The sequence below is a fragment of the Paenibacillus chondroitinus NBRC 15376 genome, from assembly GCF_004000765.1.
GTDB classification, from domain to species: domain Bacteria; phylum Bacillota; class Bacilli; order Paenibacillales; family NBRC-103111; genus Paenibacillus_E; species Paenibacillus_E chondroitinus.
The window spans coordinates 37358-60099 of sequence record NZ_BILW01000011.1; the positions used below are offsets into that span (position 1 = coordinate 37358).

At 43.7% G+C, this 22742-nt stretch carries 20 protein-coding genes and 1 pseudogene; 15 read left to right on the forward strand and 6 right to left on the reverse strand.

Going from position 1 to position 22742, the window contains the following annotated elements:
- Positions 1–2: 2 nt before the first annotated feature.
- From PCH02S_RS14575 to PCH02S_RS14585, 3 genes are all read left to right on the forward strand, one after another.
- Positions 3–878 (forward strand): hypothetical protein, encoded by an 876-nt coding sequence (locus PCH02S_RS14575; protein ID WP_127454181.1) that lies wholly within the window; start codon positions 3–5, stop codon positions 876–878.
- Between the two features lie 854 nt (positions 879–1732).
- A complete protein-coding gene (locus PCH02S_RS14580; protein ID WP_127454183.1) occupies positions 1733–1924 on the forward strand; it encodes a hypothetical protein in 192 nt (63 codons plus the stop codon).
- Complete coding sequence (locus PCH02S_RS14585) at positions 1911–2117, forward strand: hypothetical protein (RefSeq protein ID WP_127454184.1); 207 nt, start codon at positions 1911–1913, stop codon at positions 2115–2117. The genes PCH02S_RS14580 and PCH02S_RS14585 overlap by 14 nt, the downstream gene beginning before the upstream one ends.
- A gap of 25 nt (positions 2118–2142) precedes the next feature.
- Here the strand turns inward: PCH02S_RS14585 and PCH02S_RS14590 are convergent, their stop codons facing one another.
- Entirely contained in the window at positions 2143–2337 is a 195-nt protein-coding gene (locus PCH02S_RS14590) for a hypothetical protein (RefSeq protein WP_127454186.1), read from the reverse strand.
- 201 nt (positions 2338–2538) lie between these two features.
- On the opposite strand from PCH02S_RS14590, the gene PCH02S_RS14595 reads away from it, so the two are divergent.
- The 5 genes and pseudogenes from PCH02S_RS14595 to PCH02S_RS14615 form a co-directional block, all read left to right on the forward strand.
- Positions 2539–3711, forward strand: a complete 1173-nt coding sequence (locus PCH02S_RS14595) for an FAD-dependent oxidoreductase (RefSeq protein WP_127454188.1) — start codon at positions 2539–2541, stop codon at positions 3709–3711.
- A 48-nt stretch (positions 3712–3759) separates the two neighbouring features.
- Positions 3760–4455 (forward strand): response regulator transcription factor, encoded by a 696-nt coding sequence (locus tag PCH02S_RS14600; RefSeq protein WP_127454190.1) that lies wholly within the window; start codon positions 3760–3762, stop codon positions 4453–4455.
- A complete protein-coding gene (locus tag PCH02S_RS14605; protein ID WP_127454191.1) occupies positions 4448–5533 on the forward strand; it encodes a HAMP domain-containing sensor histidine kinase in 1086 nt (361 codons plus the stop codon). The genes PCH02S_RS14600 and PCH02S_RS14605 overlap by 8 nt, the downstream gene beginning before the upstream one ends.
- Positions 5534–5630: 97 nt before the next feature.
- Positions 5631–6494 (forward strand): M15 family metallopeptidase, encoded by an 864-nt coding sequence (locus tag PCH02S_RS14610; RefSeq protein WP_127454193.1) that lies wholly within the window; start codon positions 5631–5633, stop codon positions 6492–6494.
- Positions 6495–6546: 52 nt separating this feature from the next.
- Positions 6547–6984: pseudogene (locus PCH02S_RS14615) on the forward strand (VanZ family protein); the annotation flags it as partial.
- Between the two features lie 12 nt (positions 6985–6996).
- On the opposite strand, the gene PCH02S_RS14620 reads toward PCH02S_RS14615, so the two are convergent.
- Complete coding sequence (locus PCH02S_RS14620) at positions 6997–8223, reverse strand: MFS transporter (RefSeq protein ID WP_127454195.1); 1227 nt, start codon at positions 8221–8223, stop codon at positions 6997–6999.
- 220 nt (positions 8224–8443) lie between these two features.
- Between PCH02S_RS14620 and PCH02S_RS14625 the strand changes: the two genes are divergently transcribed.
- Complete coding sequence (locus PCH02S_RS14625) at positions 8444–10900, forward strand: S9 family peptidase (RefSeq protein WP_164819567.1); 2457 nt, start codon at positions 8444–8446, stop codon at positions 10898–10900.
- A 59-nt stretch (positions 10901–10959) separates the two neighbouring features.
- Here PCH02S_RS14625 and PCH02S_RS14630 read toward each other — a convergent pair whose 3' ends face one another.
- Positions 10960–11442 (reverse strand): hypothetical protein, encoded by a 483-nt coding sequence (locus tag PCH02S_RS14630; RefSeq protein ID WP_127454199.1) that lies wholly within the window; start codon positions 11440–11442, stop codon positions 10960–10962.
- 164 nt (positions 11443–11606) lie between these two features.
- On the opposite strand from PCH02S_RS14630, the gene PCH02S_RS14635 reads away from it, so the two are divergent.
- Both PCH02S_RS14635 and PCH02S_RS14640 read left to right on the forward strand, forming a co-directional pair.
- Entirely contained in the window at positions 11607–13400 is a 1794-nt protein-coding gene (locus PCH02S_RS14635; protein ID WP_127454201.1) for a protein adenylyltransferase SelO family protein, read from the forward strand.
- 30 nt (positions 13401–13430) lie between these two features.
- The gene (locus PCH02S_RS14640) at positions 13431–13940 is read left to right on the forward strand and encodes a DUF402 domain-containing protein (RefSeq protein ID WP_127454203.1); all 510 of its coding nucleotides are present in this window, start codon (positions 13431–13433) and stop codon (positions 13938–13940) included.
- A gap of 72 nt (positions 13941–14012) precedes the next feature.
- Here the strand turns inward: PCH02S_RS14640 and PCH02S_RS14645 are convergent, their stop codons facing one another.
- Positions 14013–15500: an MFS transporter gene (locus tag PCH02S_RS14645; protein ID WP_127454205.1), complete on the reverse strand. Its 1488-nt coding sequence runs from the start codon at positions 15498–15500 to the stop codon at positions 14013–14015.
- A 236-nt stretch (positions 15501–15736) separates the two neighbouring features.
- On the opposite strand from PCH02S_RS14645, the gene PCH02S_RS14650 reads away from it, so the two are divergent.
- The 3 genes from PCH02S_RS14650 (at position 15737) to PCH02S_RS14660 (ending at position 18429) form a co-directional block, all read left to right on the forward strand.
- A complete protein-coding gene (locus PCH02S_RS14650; protein ID WP_127454207.1) occupies positions 15737–16300 on the forward strand; it encodes a TetR/AcrR family transcriptional regulator in 564 nt (187 codons plus the stop codon).
- 110 nt (positions 16301–16410) lie between these two features.
- The gene (locus tag PCH02S_RS14655; RefSeq protein WP_127454209.1) at positions 16411–17328 is read left to right on the forward strand and encodes a phosphotransferase; all 918 of its coding nucleotides are present in this window, start codon (positions 16411–16413) and stop codon (positions 17326–17328) included.
- A 24-nt stretch (positions 17329–17352) separates the two neighbouring features.
- Complete coding sequence (locus tag PCH02S_RS14660; RefSeq protein ID WP_127454211.1) at positions 17353–18429, forward strand: NAD(P)H-dependent flavin oxidoreductase; 1077 nt, start codon at positions 17353–17355, stop codon at positions 18427–18429.
- Between the two features lie 49 nt (positions 18430–18478).
- Here the strand turns inward: PCH02S_RS14660 and PCH02S_RS14665 are convergent, their stop codons facing one another.
- Together PCH02S_RS14665 and PCH02S_RS14670 are read right to left on the reverse strand one after the other, a co-directional pair.
- Positions 18479–19921: a response regulator gene (locus PCH02S_RS14665; protein WP_127454213.1), complete on the reverse strand. Its 1443-nt coding sequence runs from the start codon at positions 19919–19921 to the stop codon at positions 18479–18481.
- Positions 19918–21705, reverse strand: a complete 1788-nt coding sequence (locus PCH02S_RS14670; RefSeq protein WP_127454215.1) for a sensor histidine kinase — start codon at positions 21703–21705, stop codon at positions 19918–19920. The genes PCH02S_RS14665 and PCH02S_RS14670 overlap by 4 nt, the downstream gene beginning before the upstream one ends.
- Positions 21706–21831: 126 nt before the next feature.
- On the opposite strand from PCH02S_RS14670, the gene PCH02S_RS14675 reads away from it, so the two are divergent.
- Positions 21832–22737: an ABC transporter permease gene (locus tag PCH02S_RS14675; RefSeq protein WP_127454217.1), complete on the forward strand. Its 906-nt coding sequence runs from the start codon at positions 21832–21834 to the stop codon at positions 22735–22737.
- The last annotated feature ends 5 nt before the right edge of the window (positions 22738–22742 follow it).

Below are 22742 nucleotides of genomic sequence, written 5' to 3' on the forward strand. Positions count from 1 at the left end.
ACATGTCTATTATTAAAACTATTAATTGTAGATTGATGCAAATAAATCATAGATGCAATAAAGATGAGTATTTTGCACTTCAAAGTAAAATAGAATATTACTTAAATGCAGTAGATAAATCTCAAGCAGAATATAAGTTATTAATGATGAGATTGCTTGAGATTAAATCTTCAAATGATTTCTACAATGTCAAATTACCTACAGTTGAGAAATCTCAGGAAAGAAATCAAAGCGCTATTTGTTCGTTATCTCCTAAACACTGTGAAGATAACTTTGAATCACTTGATTATAAAAGCCAAAACTTGAAATATCGTTTACAAGACTCTTTTCAAAAGTTTTTAACAGTAAACGAACTCTTTAAAGATATATCTAAGTTACATAAAGAAAATAATGACAAGGAATATTTTCTGAAAACTAATTTTGATTCTGAAGATAATTTGATATGTGTTTATTTGCCGGAATTTAAAAATTCCAGTTCCATCTCTACAATTTATTTATCATATGGGTTGTGTAGAAACCATCACAACAGAAGTTACATGGACGTTACTTATTATAGTGATGGCAGAATGGAAATTGACGAACTCAATTCATATGTTGAAAGAAAACGCCATGGGGCATTTATGCTGCAATGTTTGTTGGAAATGGTGCCTCGTTTTAATGAAGATATAGAAAAGAAGAATCAACAAAAGTACTTAAATTTGGGACGTATATATTCATCATGGGATGAATTTAAAAGTTCAATTAATTACGAAAATCCCATTAAATATATTCACGGTAAAATTAAACCAAATAGAAATTTAACAAGGGAAGACTTGGTTCGTTTCTATGGAAGGAATGGTTTTATCCAAAATGGCAGGCTCTATAGAGAAGTCTATTAAAACAACAATTTGATTAGAAAAGAGTGGTCTTCCAATGTTGTAGGTAATGTTTATGAATCCAGATGGAGACCAACTAGACAGCCGCGACATGTCACTGGAGCAATTGTATGCACTCAATTGGCCGATACAATCGATGTAACAAATGAATCAATGAATCTTACAAGTTGGCTGACATGGGCTTTAACGTCGAAATGAAGAAGATGTATATTTGGTTAGTTAGAATAAAGAAGATAGGTTTAGGATGCAGCAGAGAGGGCTGTGTGAACTCTTTCTGAAAACATAAATTTTTAAATTAAATATTTGCCATTAAATATTGGATAAATGAACTACGATATGGAAGCAGCTTGGATTGCGGTGATAAGTATATTAGGGCTCCGCATTAACTACAATGATGCACAAAGAAACTTCAAATTGAAGAGGCAGGATGACGAATTCCAAGTGTATCCTAAAGATATTCTTTTGTTTTAAATAACTGAATGATCTGTGCTGTTATTAACAATCTATTCACTAAGGTCAAGTTGGGAAAAGATATTCGACATTTATAGAAGGCGCTGTTCCGAGGATGAAGAAGAAATTAAATTGGCAAACTGGCGATTGTAGGGAGTTACAGGAAAGTTAGAAATAGATAAAGTAAAAAATGCTGAGTTTTTTGTGGCAATTTGAAATAATAAAAATGAGTTTTTTGGGAGCGTGTCAACACATTGAAAAGGTTACTATATGTAATAGCTCTCGTTCTTTTTTGGTTTTCCTATTTGTAGCTTTTATTTATGGCTTCGCAATTATATTTAACATCTTATTGTAAACGAGGAATACGAGGTTTGTGAAGTTTATTATGAAAATGGTGAACCTAAGATATGGCGCGTTCTCCGGCGAGTGGCATTCCTAAAGTGGAGTTAGAGGTTCTGGACCTCATGGATCCACTCTCCATCAATGCCTTTGCAGAACGTTTTGTATTAACCGGAATTCCGCTCCATATGTTGATCAATAGTGCAGGGATCATGGCTGCACCGCTTATGCGAGATTCAACAGGTTATGAATCGCAATAGTTATTCGTTGGCTGGTAGGGGCGTGTGTTTTTGTGAAGATTTGAATATCGCTGTAACCGTTCCGGGCGACAGCACGAAAGGTTATGGCGTACGTCCATGGGCCATTGACCCTGAATATGCAACTAAGCTTTGGCAGATCAGCGAGAAGTTAACGGGTACCAATTCGAATGTCTCTGATCGTAGAATGAAGTAGGGAGATCGCTCACAGTTAGTTTTCCCTACTTTTGATATGAAATGTAAGAGGCAGGTTCCTCATAAAATACAAAACCATAAAGTTTTTTGTTCGGCAAATTATTCGTTTTGTTCTTGACGATCGGTTCTGTCTCGTTAGTATCTTCAATTAAACCCAATCCAACAATAGCTCCTGCAAAGAAAAGACATGTGATTGCGATGACAAAATGATTCTTTTTCATGAGAGCTCCCCCTGGTACATTCTACATCGGCTGCAGGATTTGCTTGATGGTGGTTGTTTTATTGTAAACCATTTTGTATGTGAAAGTTGTAGAAACGTGTCCCCGTTTAAGAGAAACGACCTCGTTTATTTTCAGTTTAAAAAGCAGTCGTATATTTGGGTCAGTTGATAAACAAAATCTAACGACGAGGGGTCGATTCGTATGAACACAACAAAACAACAGCAACGCATTGCTATCGTAGGTGCAGGTCCTGGAGGACTGACGTTGGCCCGGATTTTACAGCAGCATGGGATCAAAACTACCGTTTATGAACGGGAAACATCACCTTCAAGCCGCAAACAAGGCGGTTCATTAGATATCCATTCCGATTCTGGACAGAAAGCACTCAGAGAAGCTGGCTTAATTGAACAATTTGAGGCGCTCGCCCGATATGAAGGAGAAGATTTCAAGCTTCTCGATAAATTCGGTAATCTGTATATGGATGAAGTGGCGGAGGGCGGTGAAGGGGATAGACCTGAAATCGATCGCGGGACGCTGCGGGACTTATTGTTAGACGCTATCGACCCTGGCACCATTCAGTGGGGACACGAATTAGTTGAGGCTATTCCTACGGAAAATGGGATGCACGAACTGCATTTCCAGAATGGGCATGTGGATACCGTTCATCTTGTCGTAGCCGCAGACGGGGCATTCTCCCGTATTCGTCCGCTGCTTACAGAATCAGTTCCTGCCTACAGCGGACTAAGTATGGTTGAGCTCTATGTTGACAATGCCGCTGTTGCACATCCGGAACTGGCTGCTTTTAATCGACGCGGCAAAATGTTTGCTCTTGCCGATCATAAAGGCATATTGGGCCAGTTGAATGGAGATGGCCGAATTTGTGTATATGCGGCATTTGAAGTTGAACGTGAATGGCTGGATACGTGCGGTATTCCGTTCGATCAGCCTGAAGAAGCGAAAAAGCAGTTGCTGGAGTATTTTAGCGATTGGGATGCTTCACTGACTGATTATATCCGCTCAGCAGATGGGCCAATTGTGCCGAGACGTATCTATAGTTTGCCGGTTGGACTCCAATGGACGCATAAACCTGGTGTCACCCTGATTGGAGATGCCGCGCATTTGATGTCCCCTTTTGCTGGTGAAGGCGTGAATTTAGCGATGTTAGATGCCACTGAGCTGGCATTGTCCATCGTTCAACACGATGACTTGAACACGGCTGTTCAAGCTTACGAGGAGAAGATGTATGCTTACTCGTCGATTTCAGCAGAGATATCTGATGCGAATCTCAAGCTTTGCTTTTCGGACGATGCTGCGCGCAAGCTGGCGGACCTGATGAACCAATACCATGAGAGGGAGAATGGGCAAATGCGCTGAATTCGGATAGAATAAGAATGAAGCACTTTAAATAGAAGAGGGATATCGATGAAACGTATTACGATTTTGGTCGCGGATGACGAGGCGGAGATTGCCGATCTGATTGCGCTGCATTTAGAAAGAGAAGGGTACCAAATCATCAAAGCGGCGGATGGCAAAGAGGCTGTCCAGGCGATTCAAACGCATTCAATTGATTTGGCTATTCTGGATATCATGATGCCGAAGTTGGATGGGCATGAGGTGACGCGGCAAATTCGTGAGAAGCATCAAATGCCGATTATTTTTCTAAGCGCTAAATCATCTGACCTGGATAAGATAACGGGATTGGTAATTGGAGCCGACGATTACATGACCAAGCCGTTCAATCCAATGGAACTGGTCGCTCGCGTGAACGCTCATCTGCGCCGGTCCATGCAGTTAAGTCAAGCCAAAGTCGACCACAACCTGCTGGAAGCAGGCGGACTGACGATTGATCCTGACAAACGGACAGTGAATCTATACGGTGAAATTATAGAATTAACTCCGAAAGAATTTGATATCCTCTATCTTTTGGCGGCTCATTCCAAAAAAGTGTTCAGTGTGGAAAATATTTTCCAGCACGTATGGGGCGAAGCCTTTTATGAAAGTGGCAACACCGTCATGGTGCACATCCGTACACTGCGCAAAAAACTGGGTGAAGATGAGAACAATAAAAACAAATGGATCAAAACTGTTTGGGGTGTGGGATATACGTTCAATGGCTAAAATGATACGAAGTTTCCGCTTCCAAATGATCGTTCTATTAGGAATGAGCATGCTTTTGTCGGGTGCTTTCACCTTCATCCTTTATAAGGTCCTTCAGCTTTACTACAGCGGTGTTCGGGCTGAAGATCCTTTGGCGAAACTACGCCATTTTATCTCGAATATTGGGGATTTTAATTTCTTTCTCATCTTTTTCATCCCGCTTGCGATTGTTTGTTTCTTTTTCCTTACTAAACCTTATGCCACCTATTTTCATGAGATTTCCACAGGGATTCATCGCCTCGCAAACGGGGATTTCCAAAGCCGTGTTCATATTTCATCGAACGATGAGTTCAGAGAAATTGCGGAAGATATCAATATGGCAAGTGAGAAGCTGCAAAAAGCGGTAGAGCGGGGCGATTTCGCGGAAAGCAGCAAAGATCAGCTGGTTTTGAATTTAGCGCATGATTTGCGGACACCACTTACCTCGGTCTTAGGATATTTAGATTTCCTGCTTCAGGACAATCAATTGACGGCGGAACAAATCAGGCATTATACAACCATTGCTTTTACGAAGTCCAAACGGCTGGAGAAGCTTATTGACGAACTGTTTGAACTCACAAGAATGAATTACGGCATGCTTTCCATTGAGAAAAATCAAATCGATCTGAGTGATCTTCTCATTCAGCTTAATGAGGAATTGTATCCTGTTTTCGAGAAAAGTCACCTGCTGGTTAGACTGAATATTGAACCGCATTTGCAAATTCGGGGTGATGGCGAGCTGCTGGCACGTGTTTTTGAAAATTTATTAACAAATGCGAATCGGTACGGAAAAGACGGCCAATTCGTGGATATCAACTGCCATCTTGATGCAGGCGAAGCTGTCATCCAAGTTGTAAATTATGGCGATAGTATTCCACCGGAAGAGCTGCCGCATATTTTTGACATGTTTTACACCGGTGACCGGGCTCGCACGCATCAAGGAGGAAGTACCGGACTCGGGCTTTTCATTGCCAAAAATATCGTGGAGCAGCATCAAGGAACGATATCTGCCCAAAGCAGCTTGGTTCGCACGCTCTTCGAGGTGCGTTTGCCGCTATAATGAGAGAAATTTAAGAAAAACTTTAATTTTAACCCACTTCTTTCTTAAAAAGTTTGCCCTATTCTTATGTCTAGTAAGAAGAAGGAGGAAACGAAGAATGAAGAAGTGGGTTTTTTGGCTTGTCATACTTGGACTGCTTGGATATGAAGCCATTCACCAGAAAACGGAGCGTGTAAATGAAGAACAAGGGGGAGCAAAAGTTGACATACAAGAGTCGATTCCCCAAAAGGGCGAACAAACGATTAAGATTATGAAAGATCAAATATACCAAGGGAATTTAGTCTTAATTAATAAGGATTACCCGATCCACCAAGTAGGGATTCTCACGGATGTGGTTAATCTTTTTCAACATAAAGAGTTGGTCAATGGCTATGGTTTGCTAGATAATACGATTCGCTTGTCACAAAGCATCGTGAAAAATTTTACCACCATGATCCAAGCGGCTGATAAAGAGGGAATTCATCATTTTATCATTAACAGCGGCTATCGGGATAACAAAGAACAAAGTAAGCTCTATAAAGATATGGGTCCGGATTATGCTTTGCCGGCGGGGAATAGCGAGCACAACTTAGGTATAGCTCTTGATATTGGTTCGACGCAATCGGAGATGAGTCAAGCTCCTGAAGGGAATTGGCTGAAGAAGAATGCTGCGACCTACGGGTTTATTTTGCGTTATCCCAAAGATAAAACGGCGATAACCGGCATCCAATACGAACCCTGGCATTTCCGATATGTTGGAGTGCCCCATAGCCTGATTATGCAGCAAAAGAATTTAACGCTGGAGCAGTATTTAGATTTCCTGAAACAGCAACAGACTTTAACAACAACTGTTTTCGGTGTAAAATATGAAATTTCTTATCATCCGATTTCAAAAAATACAACCATCCAAGTGCCAAACAAGCTAAAGTACGAGCTGTCAGGGAACAACATGGATGGCGTGATTGTCACTGTATTTCTATAAATAACATCAAAACTCAGGAAAGGTGAGGATGTAAGTGAAACAGATGAAATTCATGTATGATACTGTACTGTCCGGGCTATTTGCCCTTTATATCTACGTGGTGTTTAAAGTGATCTTGTTTAAGTTCGCTGTGGTTGACATCCCTTTCCTCTGGCATCAACTTCAGAGAAATCTCGGGAATCCGATCTATATCCGGCATCGCTTGCAAACGGCTAATTTCCGTCCATTCGAGTCCATCTCACACAATATTCAAAGTTTATCCGGCCATGACGTGATCAATTTGTACGGAAATATTTTGATATTTGTTCCTTATGGCATTTTTCTGATGCTTCTGTCCAAAAAATCAAAGATGTCAGTGGTCGGGGTCGTTTTCCGATCCTTTGCCTTAAGCTTGAGCTTGGAATGCTCGCAAGTTTTATTTGCTATCGGCAGCTTCGATGTCGATGATCTCATTTTAAATACATTCGGCGGGTTGTTGGGCTTCTGCGTATTCAAATTCATGTCAGCTGCTAGCGGCTTGATCCGGATCGGTTCCTTTCGTTTCTTTGCCGAAGAACAGAAGAACCAGCGCTCCGAATACGATAGCAATGAAGAAAATGGTAAATATCGAGGTAATGCTGTGATGTCGAGACACCAATAACCCAACAAGATAAGGACCTATGATCCCTCCAACACGTCCAAAGGATGCGGCAAAACCGACGCCTGTCGAGCGGATACCAGTAGGGTATAGCTCGGGGGTATACGCATACATGGCTCCCCAAGCGCCAAGATTGAAAAAGGATAAGCTAATCCCTGCAGCGATCAGCATGGCTTCTGTACCGGCCGTACTGAACCAAATTGCGCTAAAAGCCGTTAACAGCAAGTAAGTGATGAGAACAAACTTACGGCCGAATTTTTCAATAAAATAAGCCGCTGTGAAATAGCCGGGAAGCTGCGCTAACGTCATGATCAGCACGTATTGAAAACTTTTTACAAGACTAAAGCCCTTCAAAACCATGACGGATGGAAGCCACAGAAATATGCCGTAATAGGAGAAAACGACGACAAACCAGAGAATCCAGAGCGTAATCGTTGATTTCCGGAAATTTGCCGACCAGACGGAGGAGGCACGTTCTTTGAGCGTTAAACGGCGATTTCGTTGCTCGTTAAATCGCGGGGAATCTTGAATCGCTCTTCTTAGGTATAAGGCATATAAGGCCGGCAGCGCACCAATGAGAAATGCCGCTCTCCAACCATATGCAGGGATAACAAAATAGGAAATCAAAGCCGCGATAATCCATCCGCATGCCCAAAAGCTTTCGAGCAGCACCACAGCCCGCCCCCTCTCTGTAGCGGAAAACGATTCGGAAACAAGCGTAGAAGCTACGGGCAGCTCCCCGCCAAGACCGAATCCAGTGATAAAGCGTAGGATGCATAACATGATGAAACCTGTTGCTATAGCGGAGAGCCCGCTTGCGATAGAAAAAATCAGCAGTGTGACTAAAAGTACGGATCTACGACCATAGCGATCTGCACTTGCTCCGGCAACGGCCGCTCCTACAGCCATTCCTATTGAATTGATGGCTGCCAACAAGCCGATTTGCTGTGCTCCCAATTTCCAATCAACAGCCAAAGCGGCGACGATAAAGGAAATAATCCCTACATCCATGGCATCGAATAACCAGCTTATTCCCGCGCTGAAAAGTAATTTTCGTTTTGCCGGGTCTTGCAGCAATGTTGATTTACTCATGTTCGTATGCTACTCCCATCCTCAAACTGTTACCTCTATCTTCCACCTATATTCTGTTTTCATACATGAGAAAGGCTAAAGGAACGGTATGAATTCTTATGGGTAATTCTACCTATTACTTTTCTACTCTACAAGTCTATCAATTTCTCATTTGTTGGGATATAATGGGACACGTTCCGTATTATTGATGTCGCATGTATTTTACAGGAGGATGGTCAGGATGGTTCCATTTCGTAAAGGGGTAGCTTCCCTGTTAGCGGCAGTATGGATAGCGGCGATTTCGCTGCCAATCGGGGCACAGGCAAGCAGCGATGCAGTCGCTTATCCGGATGTGCCGGCAGATTATTATGCAAGTCAAGAGATTGCTCAGCTCAAAGAGAAAGGTATCGTGGATGCCGAAGAAGACGGAGCTTTTCATCCGGACGATGCTGTTACACGCGGAGATGCCGCTAAATGGCTGAGCAAAGCGCTTAAGCTCAAAAAGCCTACATCGTTGAATGGCTTTACGGACGTTGCAGTAAACAGCCCTTATGCTGAAGCAGTCAACGCATTGAAAGAACAAAACATCGTGCAAGGCAGCGATGGCATGTACCAACCGGATGCGCTCCTGACGCGCGAACAGATGGCAAGCTTGCTGGTGCGTGCTTTCCAATTAAAGGATAACGGCATCCAAGCATGGCTTAAGGATGAAGCAACGATCGGCAAAGCGCATCATGACGATGTCTTGAAGTTAAAGCAAAATTTTATTACTGAGCAATTAACGTTTATGCCACAGGATCAGGTAACTCGCGCTCAGCTAGTCTTATTTTTATTCCGAACGATTTCTCAAAAAGAAGAAACAGGGCAAGGTCCTGTTTCACTGGATGACTTTTTGCAACTGCCGAATAAAGCCCAGATGCGGTTATCGCCAGACAGTAAATCCCTGGCTTACTTGCATCCATGGGAAAACCGCATGAACCTATATATCCAAAAGGTTGGTGACTCGGAAGGTACGAGAATCACTACTTCCAAAGATGAGAATATTAATGGCATATATTGGATAACCGATAAAGTACTGATTTACAAGATGGATAAAGGCGGTACGGAAAACACACATATTCATGTTGTGAACGTTGACGGGTCGGGTGATAAAGACTTAACGCCATATACGAATGTAAAAGCTGAACTCCTGGATGTGCTGCCTTCCAAAAGCGAAAGTGACATTGAGTTATTGCTAACCATGAATAAGCGAGATTCCAAAGTGATGGACGTTTATCGGGTTAATCTCAGCTCAGGGGATACGAATATGCAGGTTCAGAATCCTGGAAACGTCAAATTTTGGGTAACGGATAACTGGGGGAAGGTCCGTGCCGCAATAGCTGTAGACGGTGAAGCCACTAACCTTTTATACCGTGATAATGAAAACAAAGATTTTGATAAAATTGATACGTTTGACCGCAAAGATACCTTTATTCCGGCTATGTTTACTTTCAATGACACGCAAATCTATGCTGTTTCCAATGTAGGGCGTGATAAGCAGGCACTCGTGAAATATGACCCGCTTACCAAGAAAGAGACGGAAGTCATTTATGTCAATGATGAGGTAGATCTCTCTAATTTTATCGTGTCCTATAAGAACAAATCGATTGCAGCCGTCATCTATGAGACGGAAGACATGAAAATGCATGCGTTGGATCATGAATTTGAAGATTTGTTCCAAAAAATCGAGGATAGACTGCAAACTCCCCATTGGGGCTTAATTGGATCGCCGGATAGGGATATATTACTGTTATACACATATAGCGATAAATCTTATGGCAGCTATTATCTCTATGACCGTAAAGCGCTTAAGATGGAGAAGATTGCAGACATCCAACCCACGTTTGATGAGAAAAAGATGGCGGATATGCAGCCGATTTCTTTTAAAAGCAGAGATGGACTTACGATCCATGGGTATTTAACGCTTCCCAAAGGTGGAGCGTCGACCCAATTGCCCGTTGTCGTCAATCCGCACGGTGGACCTTGGGCCCGTGATTCCTGGGATTTCAATATGGAAGCTCAACTACTTGCGAGTCAAGGGTATGCGGTCTTGCAGCTGAATTTCCGTGGGTCATCAGGCTACGGGAAAGCGTTCATGAACGCGGGAGATAAGCAGTGGGGCAAAAACATGCAAAACGACATCACGGACGGTGTGAATTGGCTGATTAAAAGGGGAACTGCTGATCCTGAGCGCATTGCCATTTATGGAGCATCCTATGGTGGATACGCGACATTGGCAGGAATGACGTTTACGCCCGATTTGTATGCAGCGGGTGTGGATTTCGTAGGACCTTCCAATCTGATTACTTTCTTGAACACGATTCCTCCGTACTGGTCCATGGATCGTTCGATGATGTATCAGCAGGTCGGTGACCCTGTCAAGGATAAGAAGCTGCTTGAAGCAGCATCGCCTGTCCTGCATGTCGACCAAATAAAAGCGCCGTTAATGATCGCACAAGGTGTTAATGATCCTAGAGTGAATAAAGCAGAATCGGATCAAATGGTCGCCGCGCTGCGTAAATTAGATGTAGATGTCCCTTACATGCTCAAGAAAAATGAGGGTCATGGGTTTCAAAAACAGGAAAACGTACACGACTTTTATGAAGCACTTATTCATTTCTTAAATAAAAACGTGAAAAACAAGAAAAAATCTGCGTAATCATATATACATTTCTTAGTGCCAAGCACCTTGATTTTATGGGTTGCTTGGCACTTTTTTTAAGGAATAACTTCAATAACTGATCGGTTTGTCTCAAACTCGTATTCCTTTAAATTTTCCCCTTCACCGATTGTGAACTTTGCAATTGCTGAAACCTCGTAGTAGCCGGAAGTGTCCAACTTATAGTTATAATCCTCTGTGGCTGGTTCTTGTATCTTTAAAGTACTTATTTCTCCGACACCCTTCATTCCAAAGGTATTCACTTGCTTTCCATTACTATTTTTAATTGAAAAGTAAAAAATACGTGCTGCATGACGAATCATTATCTGATTATCACCTAAGTTTAGCAAACTAGCTTTAATCGTGAACACTTCATTTAACTTTACTTGTTTAGGTACATCAATACTTACGGAATAAAGTTCTAGCTTTGCTGAAGAGAAAGAAGCATTCTTTCCCATGGTCTCCTTAGATGGTAAGGATGGATTGCAAGCTATACAGACAAAAAACAATAATAATAGTAAAAATCCAAACTTCCTCCTCATACATATCGCCTCCATAATTATTGAACGTATTGAAATTGGGAAATGTTTCAAGAAAATCAAGATCAAGTTTAGGTGGTTTTAAATTGTCTGATTTGCTGGAGAAGTAGGCGGATGATATGATTAGTGGATTAGAATAATTTGTTTATTTGTTATAGGAGGCTACCGTGGATAAAATATCAATCCCTGATTTATTTAGAAAACTGGAAACAGAAGAAGTGCTGTTGCTCGATGTCCGTAGCAAGGAAACCGCTTCTGAATATACGCCAGAGCATAAAAACCTTCATCGCATTCACATTGAAAAAGGTGAAATTAACAACTGGTCAGAAAATACCGCAGCTGAACTTCAAAAAATCGCCCATGGCAAGACACTGTACGTAACTTGTTCAGGAGGCAACTCAGGAACGAATTGCGCCATTTTGCTGCGCGAGAAGGGATTTGACGCGGTCACCGTCGATGGCGGAATGCGTGCTTGGCAGGCTGAACTGTCAAAAGATGAGGAGGCAAAGCAGCGCGGCTGGAATTTCGACAACAGTTATGCTCGTCTGCCTAAACTATTTTATAGCCGAATCAACCCGACACCTGTTCCTTCACCAGAAATTGTTATTTTCAACGATAGATTAGCTGCATCACTAGGTTTAGATACTCAAGAGCTCCAAGGTGCTGATGGCGCGGAGATTTTCGCAGGCAACCAAATCCCTGAAGGTGCTTCGCCACTTGCTCAAGCTTATGCGGGGCATCAATTTGGATATTTTAATATGTTAGGGGATGGTCGGACTAATCTGCTCGGTGAACATATTACTCCTCAAGGCATCCGAGTTGATATTCAGCTGAAGGGGGCAGGCCCTACCATTTACTCCCGAGGTGGAGATGGTCGGGCGGCACTTGGTCCGATGCTGCGTGAATATATCATAAGTGAGGCGATGAGCGCATTAGGCATCCCAACAACCCGCAGTTTAGCGGTGGTTACGACAGGGGAAACCGTGTATCGTGAAACCGAGCAGCAGGGAGCAATTGTTACTCGCATAGCTGCTAGTCATATACGTGTTGGTACTTTTCAATTTGCCGCAAAATTCGGCACTCCTCAGGATCTTCGTGCGATGGCTGACTATACGTTGCAGAGGCATTTTGCCGAAGTTGCAGCAGATGAGAACCCCTACCTATCGCTGCTTAATGAAGTGATAAAACGCCAAGCTGATCTTATCGCCAAATGGCAGCTTGTCGGGTTTATTCATGGCGTGATGAACACAGATAACATGGCGCTTAGCGGTGAAACGATCGATTATGGTCCTTGCGCTTTTATGGATGTGTATGACCCAGCTACAGTTTTCAGTTCCATTGACTCGCAAGGGCGCTATGCCTATGGCAACCAGCCGCGCATTGCGTCTTGGAATCTTGCAAGATTTGCTGAAACTTTATTGCCTTTATTAAGTGAGAATGAAGAAGAGGCGATAAAAATTGCTGAAAATGCGCTTGCTCATTTTTCGGAACGGTATCATCGGAATTGGTTGTCCGGAATGAGAGCGAAATTAGGGATTTTTAACGAAGAGGTTCAAGACGTTACGTTAATCGAAGAACTGCTCAGTATGATGCACAAATACGGGGAAGATTTCACGAACACGTTCCGTGCGTTAACCTTGGATAAACCTGAAGAGACATTCCTGTTCGGGACCGCGGAATTCGCTCAGTGGTATGAGCAATGGCAGGCAAGATTAGGCCGGCAGCAGGAGACGAAAGACTTGTCACAGCAGTTAATGCGCACCAGCAATCCTGCCATTATTCCACGCAATCATCGGGTAGAAGAAGCATTAGAAGCAGCAGTGAAACAAGGAGACTATAGTGTCATGAAGCGACTTCTTCAGGTGCTCTCCAATCCATTCGCGCATACAACCGAGCAATCGGAATATTCCGCACTGCCGGCTCAAACTGCTCGTCCTTACCGGACTTATTGCGGAACCTAGAATCGAATTGGATGACGTGAGGATAACAGCATGGATAATCAAATAACCATTCAAGCCTTGAAATACGGAAATGTTCCTCATTACCAATGGAACACAACGTTACTGGAAAAGACGGATTCTCATATTTTTGTTTTGGGCCAAAAGGGAAGACAGCTACATCATTATACGAAGCAAAAAGTGTTTACGATGGAGACTTGGACGATTGAATTTTTTTCATTTGATTCATGGTTCACGGTAAGTGCTGACATCGTCGGCGGCAAGGTCCGCCAGTATTATTGCAATATTAATCAACCTGCCAAGTTGGATGGGAATACAGTTTCCTTTATAGATTTAGATCTGGATTATATTCAGATAAGCGGTGAATGGATGGTTGTTTATGAAGACGAATTTGCGAGCAATTCCGTCAAGTTTGCTTATCCCACCGATTTGATTCAGCAAGCTCGTCAGGAATTAGAGGGTTTAAAGGAGAGGGTTCGTCATAACCTGTTTCCTTTTGACGGCTCGCTAGCCAAGCACATCGCACGAGTCCCCATTGACTAGAGTAGAAAAGAGGCTTTCCCAAAGGTCATGTAATGACCGTGGGAGAGCCTCTTTTTATGAAGAATAACTCGCTTAGTGCACACTCACTTCACTAATTTCAACTTGAGAAGACTGCAATTCTTTGGGCGTGCGTTTCTTCTGAATGAGCACAATAATGGCTATAAGCGATAGCGCCATAAAGACGACAGATCCTGTGATGGAAGCTGCAGAGGCGTGAGCGAGTACATACCGAGCTTGGTCTTGTTGCGCTGCTTCTGCAAGCGGGTGAGTAACGGCTTCGCGGCTCGCTGAACCAAACACGGTAATCAAGATCGCCAGTCCCAAGGAAGCGCCTGTTTGATGAGCGACATTCACAAGACCGGAAGCTGCACCTGCGTCGCTGCGTTCAACACCGGCGATTCCGGATGATGTAAGGGGGATAAAAACGACCCCAGCACCAACTCCCAAAATCACTAATGGAATTGCGATATTTGGAAAATAGGAAGTATCTACGGTGATCCTGCTTAACCAAAACATCCCGATAAGAGCAAGGAATACGCCGCCGATCATCAATCTTGTGCCTCCAAAGCGTGATAGCAAACGAGGAACGGCGTAGACCATGCTAAACATGACGCCAGTCATTGGTAGAAAAGCAATACCGGCAACGAGCGCATTAAAGTTCGTTACACCTTGCAGGAATTGCGTTAGAAAAAAGAACATGGCAGACATGCCGCCTACAAACAGAAGTCGCGCTAAGTAAGCGCCAGAGCGTTCATGGCTTGCGAACAAGCGGAGCGGTGTAATCGGCTGTTCGGCTTTCTTTTCGATACGGATAAAGAGGGCTAACAGTACGATCCCAATTAGGAAGGATGCGATCGTCCCAACATTGCTCCAGCCGTTAGAGGCTGCGCGGACAAAGCCGTATACGATGGAAGTCATTCCGACTGTTGAGGTGGCGGCGCCTGAGAAATCGAAGCGGCCGTTTAACCGCGGTGTTTCTTTGAGATAACGTGGAGCTAAAAGAATAAGTGCGATACCAATAGGTACATTGATGAACATGCCTAAGCGCCAAGATATCAAATCTGTTAGAATGCCGCCGAGCACAAGCCCGACGCTCCCGCCTGCACCGGACACGGCGCTGTAGAGGGAGATAGCGCGCGTCCGCTCTTTGCCTTCCGGAAAGCTAACCATAAGAAGCGCAAGGGTGGATGGTGCAGCGAAAGCGGCGGCCAAGCCTTGAATCGAGCGAGCGATAAGCAGACTCTCAGCGGAATTGGCGAATCCGGCGATTAACGAAGCCAGCGTGAATACGGCGATGCCGGCCATGAAGACGCGTCTGCGTCCTAAGAGATCGCCTGCTCTTGATCCGAGTAGCAGAAGTCCGCCAAAGGTTAATGAGTAAGCATTTTGCACCCAGGATAAATCTGTTGCAGACAGGTGCAAGTTGCGTCCGATCTCCGGCAGCGAAGTAATCACAATCGAGCCGTCCAAAATAATCATAAGTTGGCATGCAAGTATAATGGCCAGAACGATCGGTGACGTGCTTGATCGTCCATTTAAAGCAGAAGCGGTTGAAGACATGTGTGTAATCTCCCTTTCATCTTTGGAGTGTTTGTTCCAACACATCATAAAGCCTGAGAAAGAAGAAGTCAACATATTTTTGGATTGAACATTCCAAATGTATGAAGGATTCAGCAGAAATAGCGTCACTTCGCCGCATTTTTCTTGAAAATACCGTGAAATTACAGAATATACATTCCGAATACTTGACGTTCCCAGTTGTACATACTAAAGTTGAGGTTAACGAGGTGTGTATAATGAGTAAACGAGAAGATATCTTGAATGCTACGTTGGATTTAATAGATGAAGAAGGGCTGCAGGCCGTTACTTTTGCGAAAATTATGAAAAGAGCGAATGTAGGCTCGGGTACTGTTTTTAACTATTTCAGCAATAAGGAAGAGCTCATCAATGAGCTGTATCGGGAATGTCGAATTCTTCTCGGTGATCACCTGATGATGGGCTACGATGCGGAGTTAAGCTTGTATGAGCGCTTTAAATGCCTTCATACGAACAGAATTCGTTTCGCGGTGGAATTTCCCAAGCATTTCCGATTCATCGATGCGTATTCGTATTCGCCTTGCATCAAACCTGAACTACGGAAATTGGAAGATGACAGCGTTTCTCGTGAAGCGATTCTGGCTCTGATTAGAGAAGGGCAGAGAAATGGCGTCATACGGGAATTGGATGTGAATTTTTGCAATTCCATCACGTATGGGATTGTTTCGTCCATTGTCAAAGGCTACTATGTGAAGAAATTTGAGCTAACGGATATCAAAATACAACAGACGATAGAGGCTTCTTGGAAAGCTATTTTAGTTTGAGTTGGATCGTATATTCCAAAGAAGCAGGGAATAAGGAATCTTTCATCGCCCGCGCATTGCGCGGTTTTCTTTTTTTGAGATGAATTGGACGTGAAAGGCGGTGGAGGCAATTGGGAGGTTCGAATCTTTGGGATGCAGAGTGGGAGGTTTCAGAGGATTTAGCTCAGAAATTAATTACTAGCCAGTTTCCTCAGCTTGCGCATTTAACGATACAAAAACTTGGTTACGGCTGGGATAATACCGTTTACCGGGTTGGTGATAATTTCGTTTTCCGCTTTCCAAGAAGAAAAGTGGCAGTTGCTCCATTGCAAATGGAGGGCAAAATTTTGCCAATGCTAGAGGCGTACATACCCATTCCCTATGCTAAACCGTTATATTTTGGCGAAGGCGATTATGAATATCCGGTACCTTTTCTTGGATATGCTTATTTAACAGGCAAATTCCCTATTGGATTGACGGATGAGCAGCGAACCTTATCAGCACCCATTCTTGCCCAATTTTTAAAAAGGCTTCATTCATTTCCTGTTCAACTTGCCATAGAGAGCGGAATTCAATTTGACCATAGGAATCTAACCGATATTGCATTACGAAAAGAGAAAATGCTAGGTTTCCTAGCTGAACTCAGAGCTCATATCAGCGATGAAGATTATCAGGCAATGGCCGATTATTTGCATCAACTAAACATAGAACCAGTAGAACCTAGACATATTTTCCTGCATGGGGATTTGCATTTTAAAAATATGTTGGTAGACGAGCAAGGAGTCATTTCCGGTATCATAGATTGGGGGGATATGAATATCGGTCACCCCTCCTGTGATTTGAATGTTGTTTATAGCTTTCTGCCTCCTGGTGCTCGTGCGAGTTTTTTTGCCGAGTACGGGGAAGTGGATGAAGAGACGAAGCGTTTAGCTCGTTTAATTGCCGTGTACATACCTATGTTGATCTGGATGCAGGCCATTGATGACCAAGAGACTGCAGTTGCCGAAGAGGCAAAAACAATAATTGCGCGTGCGCTTGCTGATGCTTAGCAGTTTTTAAGGAGACATAAGAACATGACCCTTCAACTTACAACGGATATTTGCCGTATTTTTAAAATCAAATACCCGCTATTTTTGGCAGGAATGGCTGGGGTTCCAGGCACTGTGAATCTGGCGGCAGCCGTTTCCAATGCGGGAGGTCTCGGCACGATAGGAGCCGCTTATATGACACCGGACGCTATTCAAGTGGCCATAAGGGAGTTAAAGCAGTTGACGGACGCCCCCTTCGGAGTCAATCTGTTTGCGATTCGGGTGCCTGACAACAACACGAGAACACAAGTCGTGCAGCAGGAGCTTAACAAGGTGCGCGGCCAGCTTGGGATTGCGGAAGCCACTGGGGAGAACGTCAGCACACCAGATTATTTCGATGAGCAAATCGCTGTTTTGTTGGAAGAAAAGGTGCCCGTCATTAGCACGGCTTTCGGCGTTCTTTCGGAAGCTCATAGGCAGAAGGCAAAAGAGGAAGGATTACGAATCGTGACGATGGTCACAACCGTGAAAGAAGCGATCTTGGCTGAACAAGCCGGCTGTGATGCGATTGTGGCACAAGGCAGCGAAGCAGGAGGCCACCGCGGTACCTTTGACATATCGAACCATCCGATGGGAGCGAATATTGGCACCATAGCACTGGTACCGCAAATCGTGGATCAAGTGCGGATTCCTGTTATAGCTGCTGGAGGGATCATGGATGGACGTGGTCTCGTTGCTGCACTTGCCCTAGGCGCTCAAGGCGTACAGATGGGGACCCGGTTTCTGACCGCTTTTGAATCAGGCGCGAATGTGGCGTACAAGGAAGCGCTTTTGAAAAGCACAGAGGAAAGTACCGTGATCACGAAAGCATACTCTGGCCGCCCGGCGAGAGGCATTGTGAATTCGTTTATTCGGCAATGGGACGAGCGAGGCATTGAACCGCTGCCGTTCCCTACCCAGAATACGATTACAAGAGATATTCGAAATGCTTCGGCTGACCAGCGTAATGCGGAATATATGTCTTTGTGGGCAGGACAAGGGACAAGGATGTTGACGGATGGGGAGAAAGCTGGGGATCTGATCGCGAAGATCATGCAGCAGGCGAGTGCGATTCTTAAGTAAAAGAAATGAAGCAATTGGCGGGGAAGCTGCCGATTGCTTCTTTTTGCTTTTAGATCGATGAACTTCCAAGCCGGTATTGTCCGGGCGTGGTGTTTTCAAATTTTTTAAACACTTTGAAAAAATGCCGCGGATTTTCATAGCCGACGAGTTCAGCAATGGTATTGATCGGCCAGTCCGGGTGATCCTGCATGAACTGCTTGGCTTTGGCGAGGCGAAACGTATGCAAGTAGTGAAGGAAGGTGAGGTCCATCTCTTTGCGAAACAGCATGCTGATGTAATTCGGATGCATTTGCACGTGGTCGGCAACCACATCGAGAGATAAATCCAACTTATAGTTTTGTTCGACAAAGGAAACGATTTTATCGATAGCCTGTGTGTGTGGCTGACTGTGCTCAGGACGCCGCTCAAAGGGGAGGAGTTGTCCAGTGGTTTTCGAATGAGTTGCAACATTAAGTATTGTGCCGACTCTTTGGTTGCGATCGTTAACAAGACTGAGGAACAACTCACGAAGTCTGAACTTGTGATCACAGTCAGGGAAATGAAGATGCAGGGAATGCATTTCCTTTTCGATATGTTCGAGAGCGATCAAGCGATCGCTCCCCTGGGCAATAGCCAATTCATGCCCCATGGGTTCAGCATCTTTTCGATAAACGCTAATGCTGCAGTTGGCGAAGTGCCGGTTAAATAGCATGGCAGCCACCGCTTCCATGTAAAGCTCCCGCAAGCTATCTATATCCATGAATCTGCCGCTGCCGCCAATTGCAAGACCGCTGTTTTGCGTGTTTTCGCTCGCTACTAAATCACCACAAGCAAGCTGCAGCTCTGCCTCTGATGGCACATGCATCCCGTTCAGAATGAGCACAGTTTGCCGAAAAAAGCGGGATTGAAAAGTGTAAGCCTTAAATTGCATCTCGGATAATACGTTACACATCTGTTTCATGCGTTCAACCGTTAACAACGGCGTATCTTCATTAGATTGAAAAACGAGAATTGACATAAACGGATGAGGTAGAAGCATGTGCAGCTGCTCCGGCTTGAGCGGCATGTCCTCATAGGGCATATCATAAAGGAGATGCTCCTTCAGCATCAGCAGGTCATGTTCTCTCATTTGGCGCTGTTCGATCCGTATCGTCTGTTCAACTTTTTCGAGCACGCCTACCAGTTCCACCTTATTAATTGGTTTTAATAAATAGTCAACGACTTGGTAACGCAGCGCTTGTCTAGCATACGCAAAGTCGTCATAACCGGTAATAATTACGAAGCGGTTGCCATAATGCTGCGCTTGCACTTCTTTAATAAGCGCAAGCCCGTCCATTTCAGGCATATGAATATCCGTTAGGATCAAATCGGGCTGAAAGGTTGCCAGCTTGTGCAGCGCGTCAATACCATCACTTGCTCCGACAATTTCGGTAAAAGAAGTGTTCGCTTTCTCTATCATACGAATAATGCCATTCAAAATGATAGGTTCGTCATCGACAACCATAAGCTTCATTGTGCTGCCCCCTTGCCTAATTTGAGTAAACACGTCGTTCCCTCGTTAAGTTTACTCGTAATCTGGGTACCTGAACCTTCCCCATAAAACATTTTGATGCGTTCACTGACATTCACGATGCCGAGTCCGCCGCCGCCGCTCTGTAACTGAGAAGCATCCATTTTACCATTTAAAACACCTTGAACCCGTGCCAATCGATCCTCCGCAATACCCGCTCCCGTATCGCTAACAGAAATGAACATGAATGAGGCATCTTCCCAAATCCGAATGGAGAGGGTCACTTGTTTTCTAACGGTAGCAATCCCATGGACGATACTATTTTCAATAATTGGCTGCAAAATATAGTGGGGACAAATAAAATGATCGATCGCTGCGTCAATCATGAAGCTTACTTGCAGCCGGTCACCGAGCCTGATTTGCTGGATTTTGATATAGTCTTTGACATTTTCAACTTCTTCTTTCAAGGTCGTTTCACTTTTCGATCCCGATAAACTGTAGCGGAACAGCTTGCCTAACGTATAGGACATTTCGGCCGCTTCCGGATCATCATTTGCTTCTGCGATCATGCGTATGGATTCAAGCGTATTGTAGAGGAAATGAGGTTTGATTTGCGCTTGCATCATCTGATAGGCGGACTCTTTCCTCAGCATTTCAGAGCGGTGCACGGTATTGACCAGCTCGTCCATTCGTCGGATCATGGCATTGTAAGAGGAGGTCAGATGCCCAACTTCATCTTTATTAATTTCTCCTACGTACAAGGGAAAGTGGTTTTCATCGACCCGCCGCATATGCTTGGAAAGCTTCAAAATCCGTTTCGTAATGGAACTTGCGATCAGATAATACATACCGGATAACGTCAATAGTAGGATCGTTACAATCATCACAAGTACATATTTGTTTTTCTTAATTCCACTAAAGACATCATCTACTTGCTCCATCATAACAAAATGCAGCTTCAAACTGTCAGCATAAAAGGATTCGATCAACATTTTATCTCCGCCTACAGTTTGATAGTAGTACTTCATGTTGGTTTGGAAGGCATTATCCAATAGGGCCTTTTCTGAAACTTTAGTTAGTGGAATTTTCTCAATGCGCGAGATGACTTGGTGATCCTGATCAAGCACATATAGATTGCTTTTGCTATTCAAATTTAAAGATTCAAACAGTGGTTTAATTAACTTGGAGGTAACTTTTATATCGAGTAGACCGATGTCCTGCTCAAAATTCCGATTCCCTATTTTGTGAACATAATGAAGGTCGATGTTTGGATCGGATCCATTGCTTGACGTTATCCATTTCCCTACACCTAGCTGGAGCTTTCGGATGCCTTCTCCTAACTTGAACTCGTCCATTCTGGCCATTTCCGGTCGAAAAATCATTCCGTTTTGCTGTTCCATGTAAATTGTCATACCATCAATCATTTGATTGGAAGACAGGATATAGGAAAATAAGGGTCGAATATAGGTCAAGAAGTTGGAGACTTGTTCAAAATCCGTCCGATAATTCCCGCTTAAATAAGCGATCGTATTGGAATTGTTTTGGAATAACTGATAAGCGGACTCGATCTGCACCGTGCTGATGCTTATATTATTTAACACTTGATTCACGATTTTTTGTCTGCCTTGCGCGTATTCTTCCAGAAAGCTGTTATAGTTTTGATTATAAAGAAATAGTCCGAAAGAGATGATCGGAATAAAGATGATCACGATGTAGCCAATCGCCATTTTTTTGACAATAGACAAGTTCTGATAGTTGAAAGCAAGCTGCTTTGGAATGAGGCACACCACCTTATGAATGGACAGTTCATCTTAAAAATGATCCCTATAAATTTGTTCGACAGTCCATTATGATAGTCCTTGTAAGCGCTTAAACAAATAGGTCATTAAATGCATCTTGGAGGGAGAGTTACCATGAGTATAGCATTGAGAATGGTAAGGAAAAACTGGCAGCTCTATCTGATTATCCTGCCGTCACTTCTATATTTGCTTATTTTTAAATATGTACCGATGGCTGGCGTGCAAATTGCGTTTAAGAATTATGTCGTAACCAAAGGGATTTGGGGGAGCGATTGGATTGGCTTCAAACATTTCATTGAATTTTTCCGGCTGCCGATTTTCTGGCGAATTATTAAAAATACGGCTCTCCTAAGCCTATATTCGCTAATTGTAGGTTTTCCTGCGCCTATCATTCTTGCTTTAGCTTTAAATGAGTTGAAAAATGGCGTGTTTAAACGAGCCGTACAGCTAGTCACCTTCGCGCCTTATTTCATTTCCACTGTTATCATGGTATCGATCATTATGCTATTCCTTTCTCCACAACTTGGATTTGTCCATCTACTGGCCGATAAATTCGGTTTTCCGGCAGAAAATATAATGTCAAAGCCGGAGTATTTCAAAACTGTCTATGTGCTCTCCGACGTCTGGCAGTTTACCGGCTACGCTTCGGTCATCTATATTGCGGCTTTGGCCGGGGTAGATCCGCACTTATATGAGGCGGCGAAAGTGGACGGCGCATCACGCTTTCAGCGGATGATCCATATCGATTTGCCGAGTCTTATGCCGACGGCTGTGATCTTGCTTATTTTGAATGCAGGGCAAATCATGAACGTAGGGTTTGAGAAGGTGTATCTGATGCAAAATGCCATCAACGTTGGGGCTTCCGAAGTCATTTCGACCTATGTATACAAAATGGGATTAGTCGGAGCAAACTTTAGTTTCTCCGCAGCGGTCGGACTATTTAATGCCGTCGTGAACTTGCTGCTGCTCATCGTTGTAAATTATGTGGCAAGGAAAAATTCCGAGACAAGTTTGTGGTAGGAGGC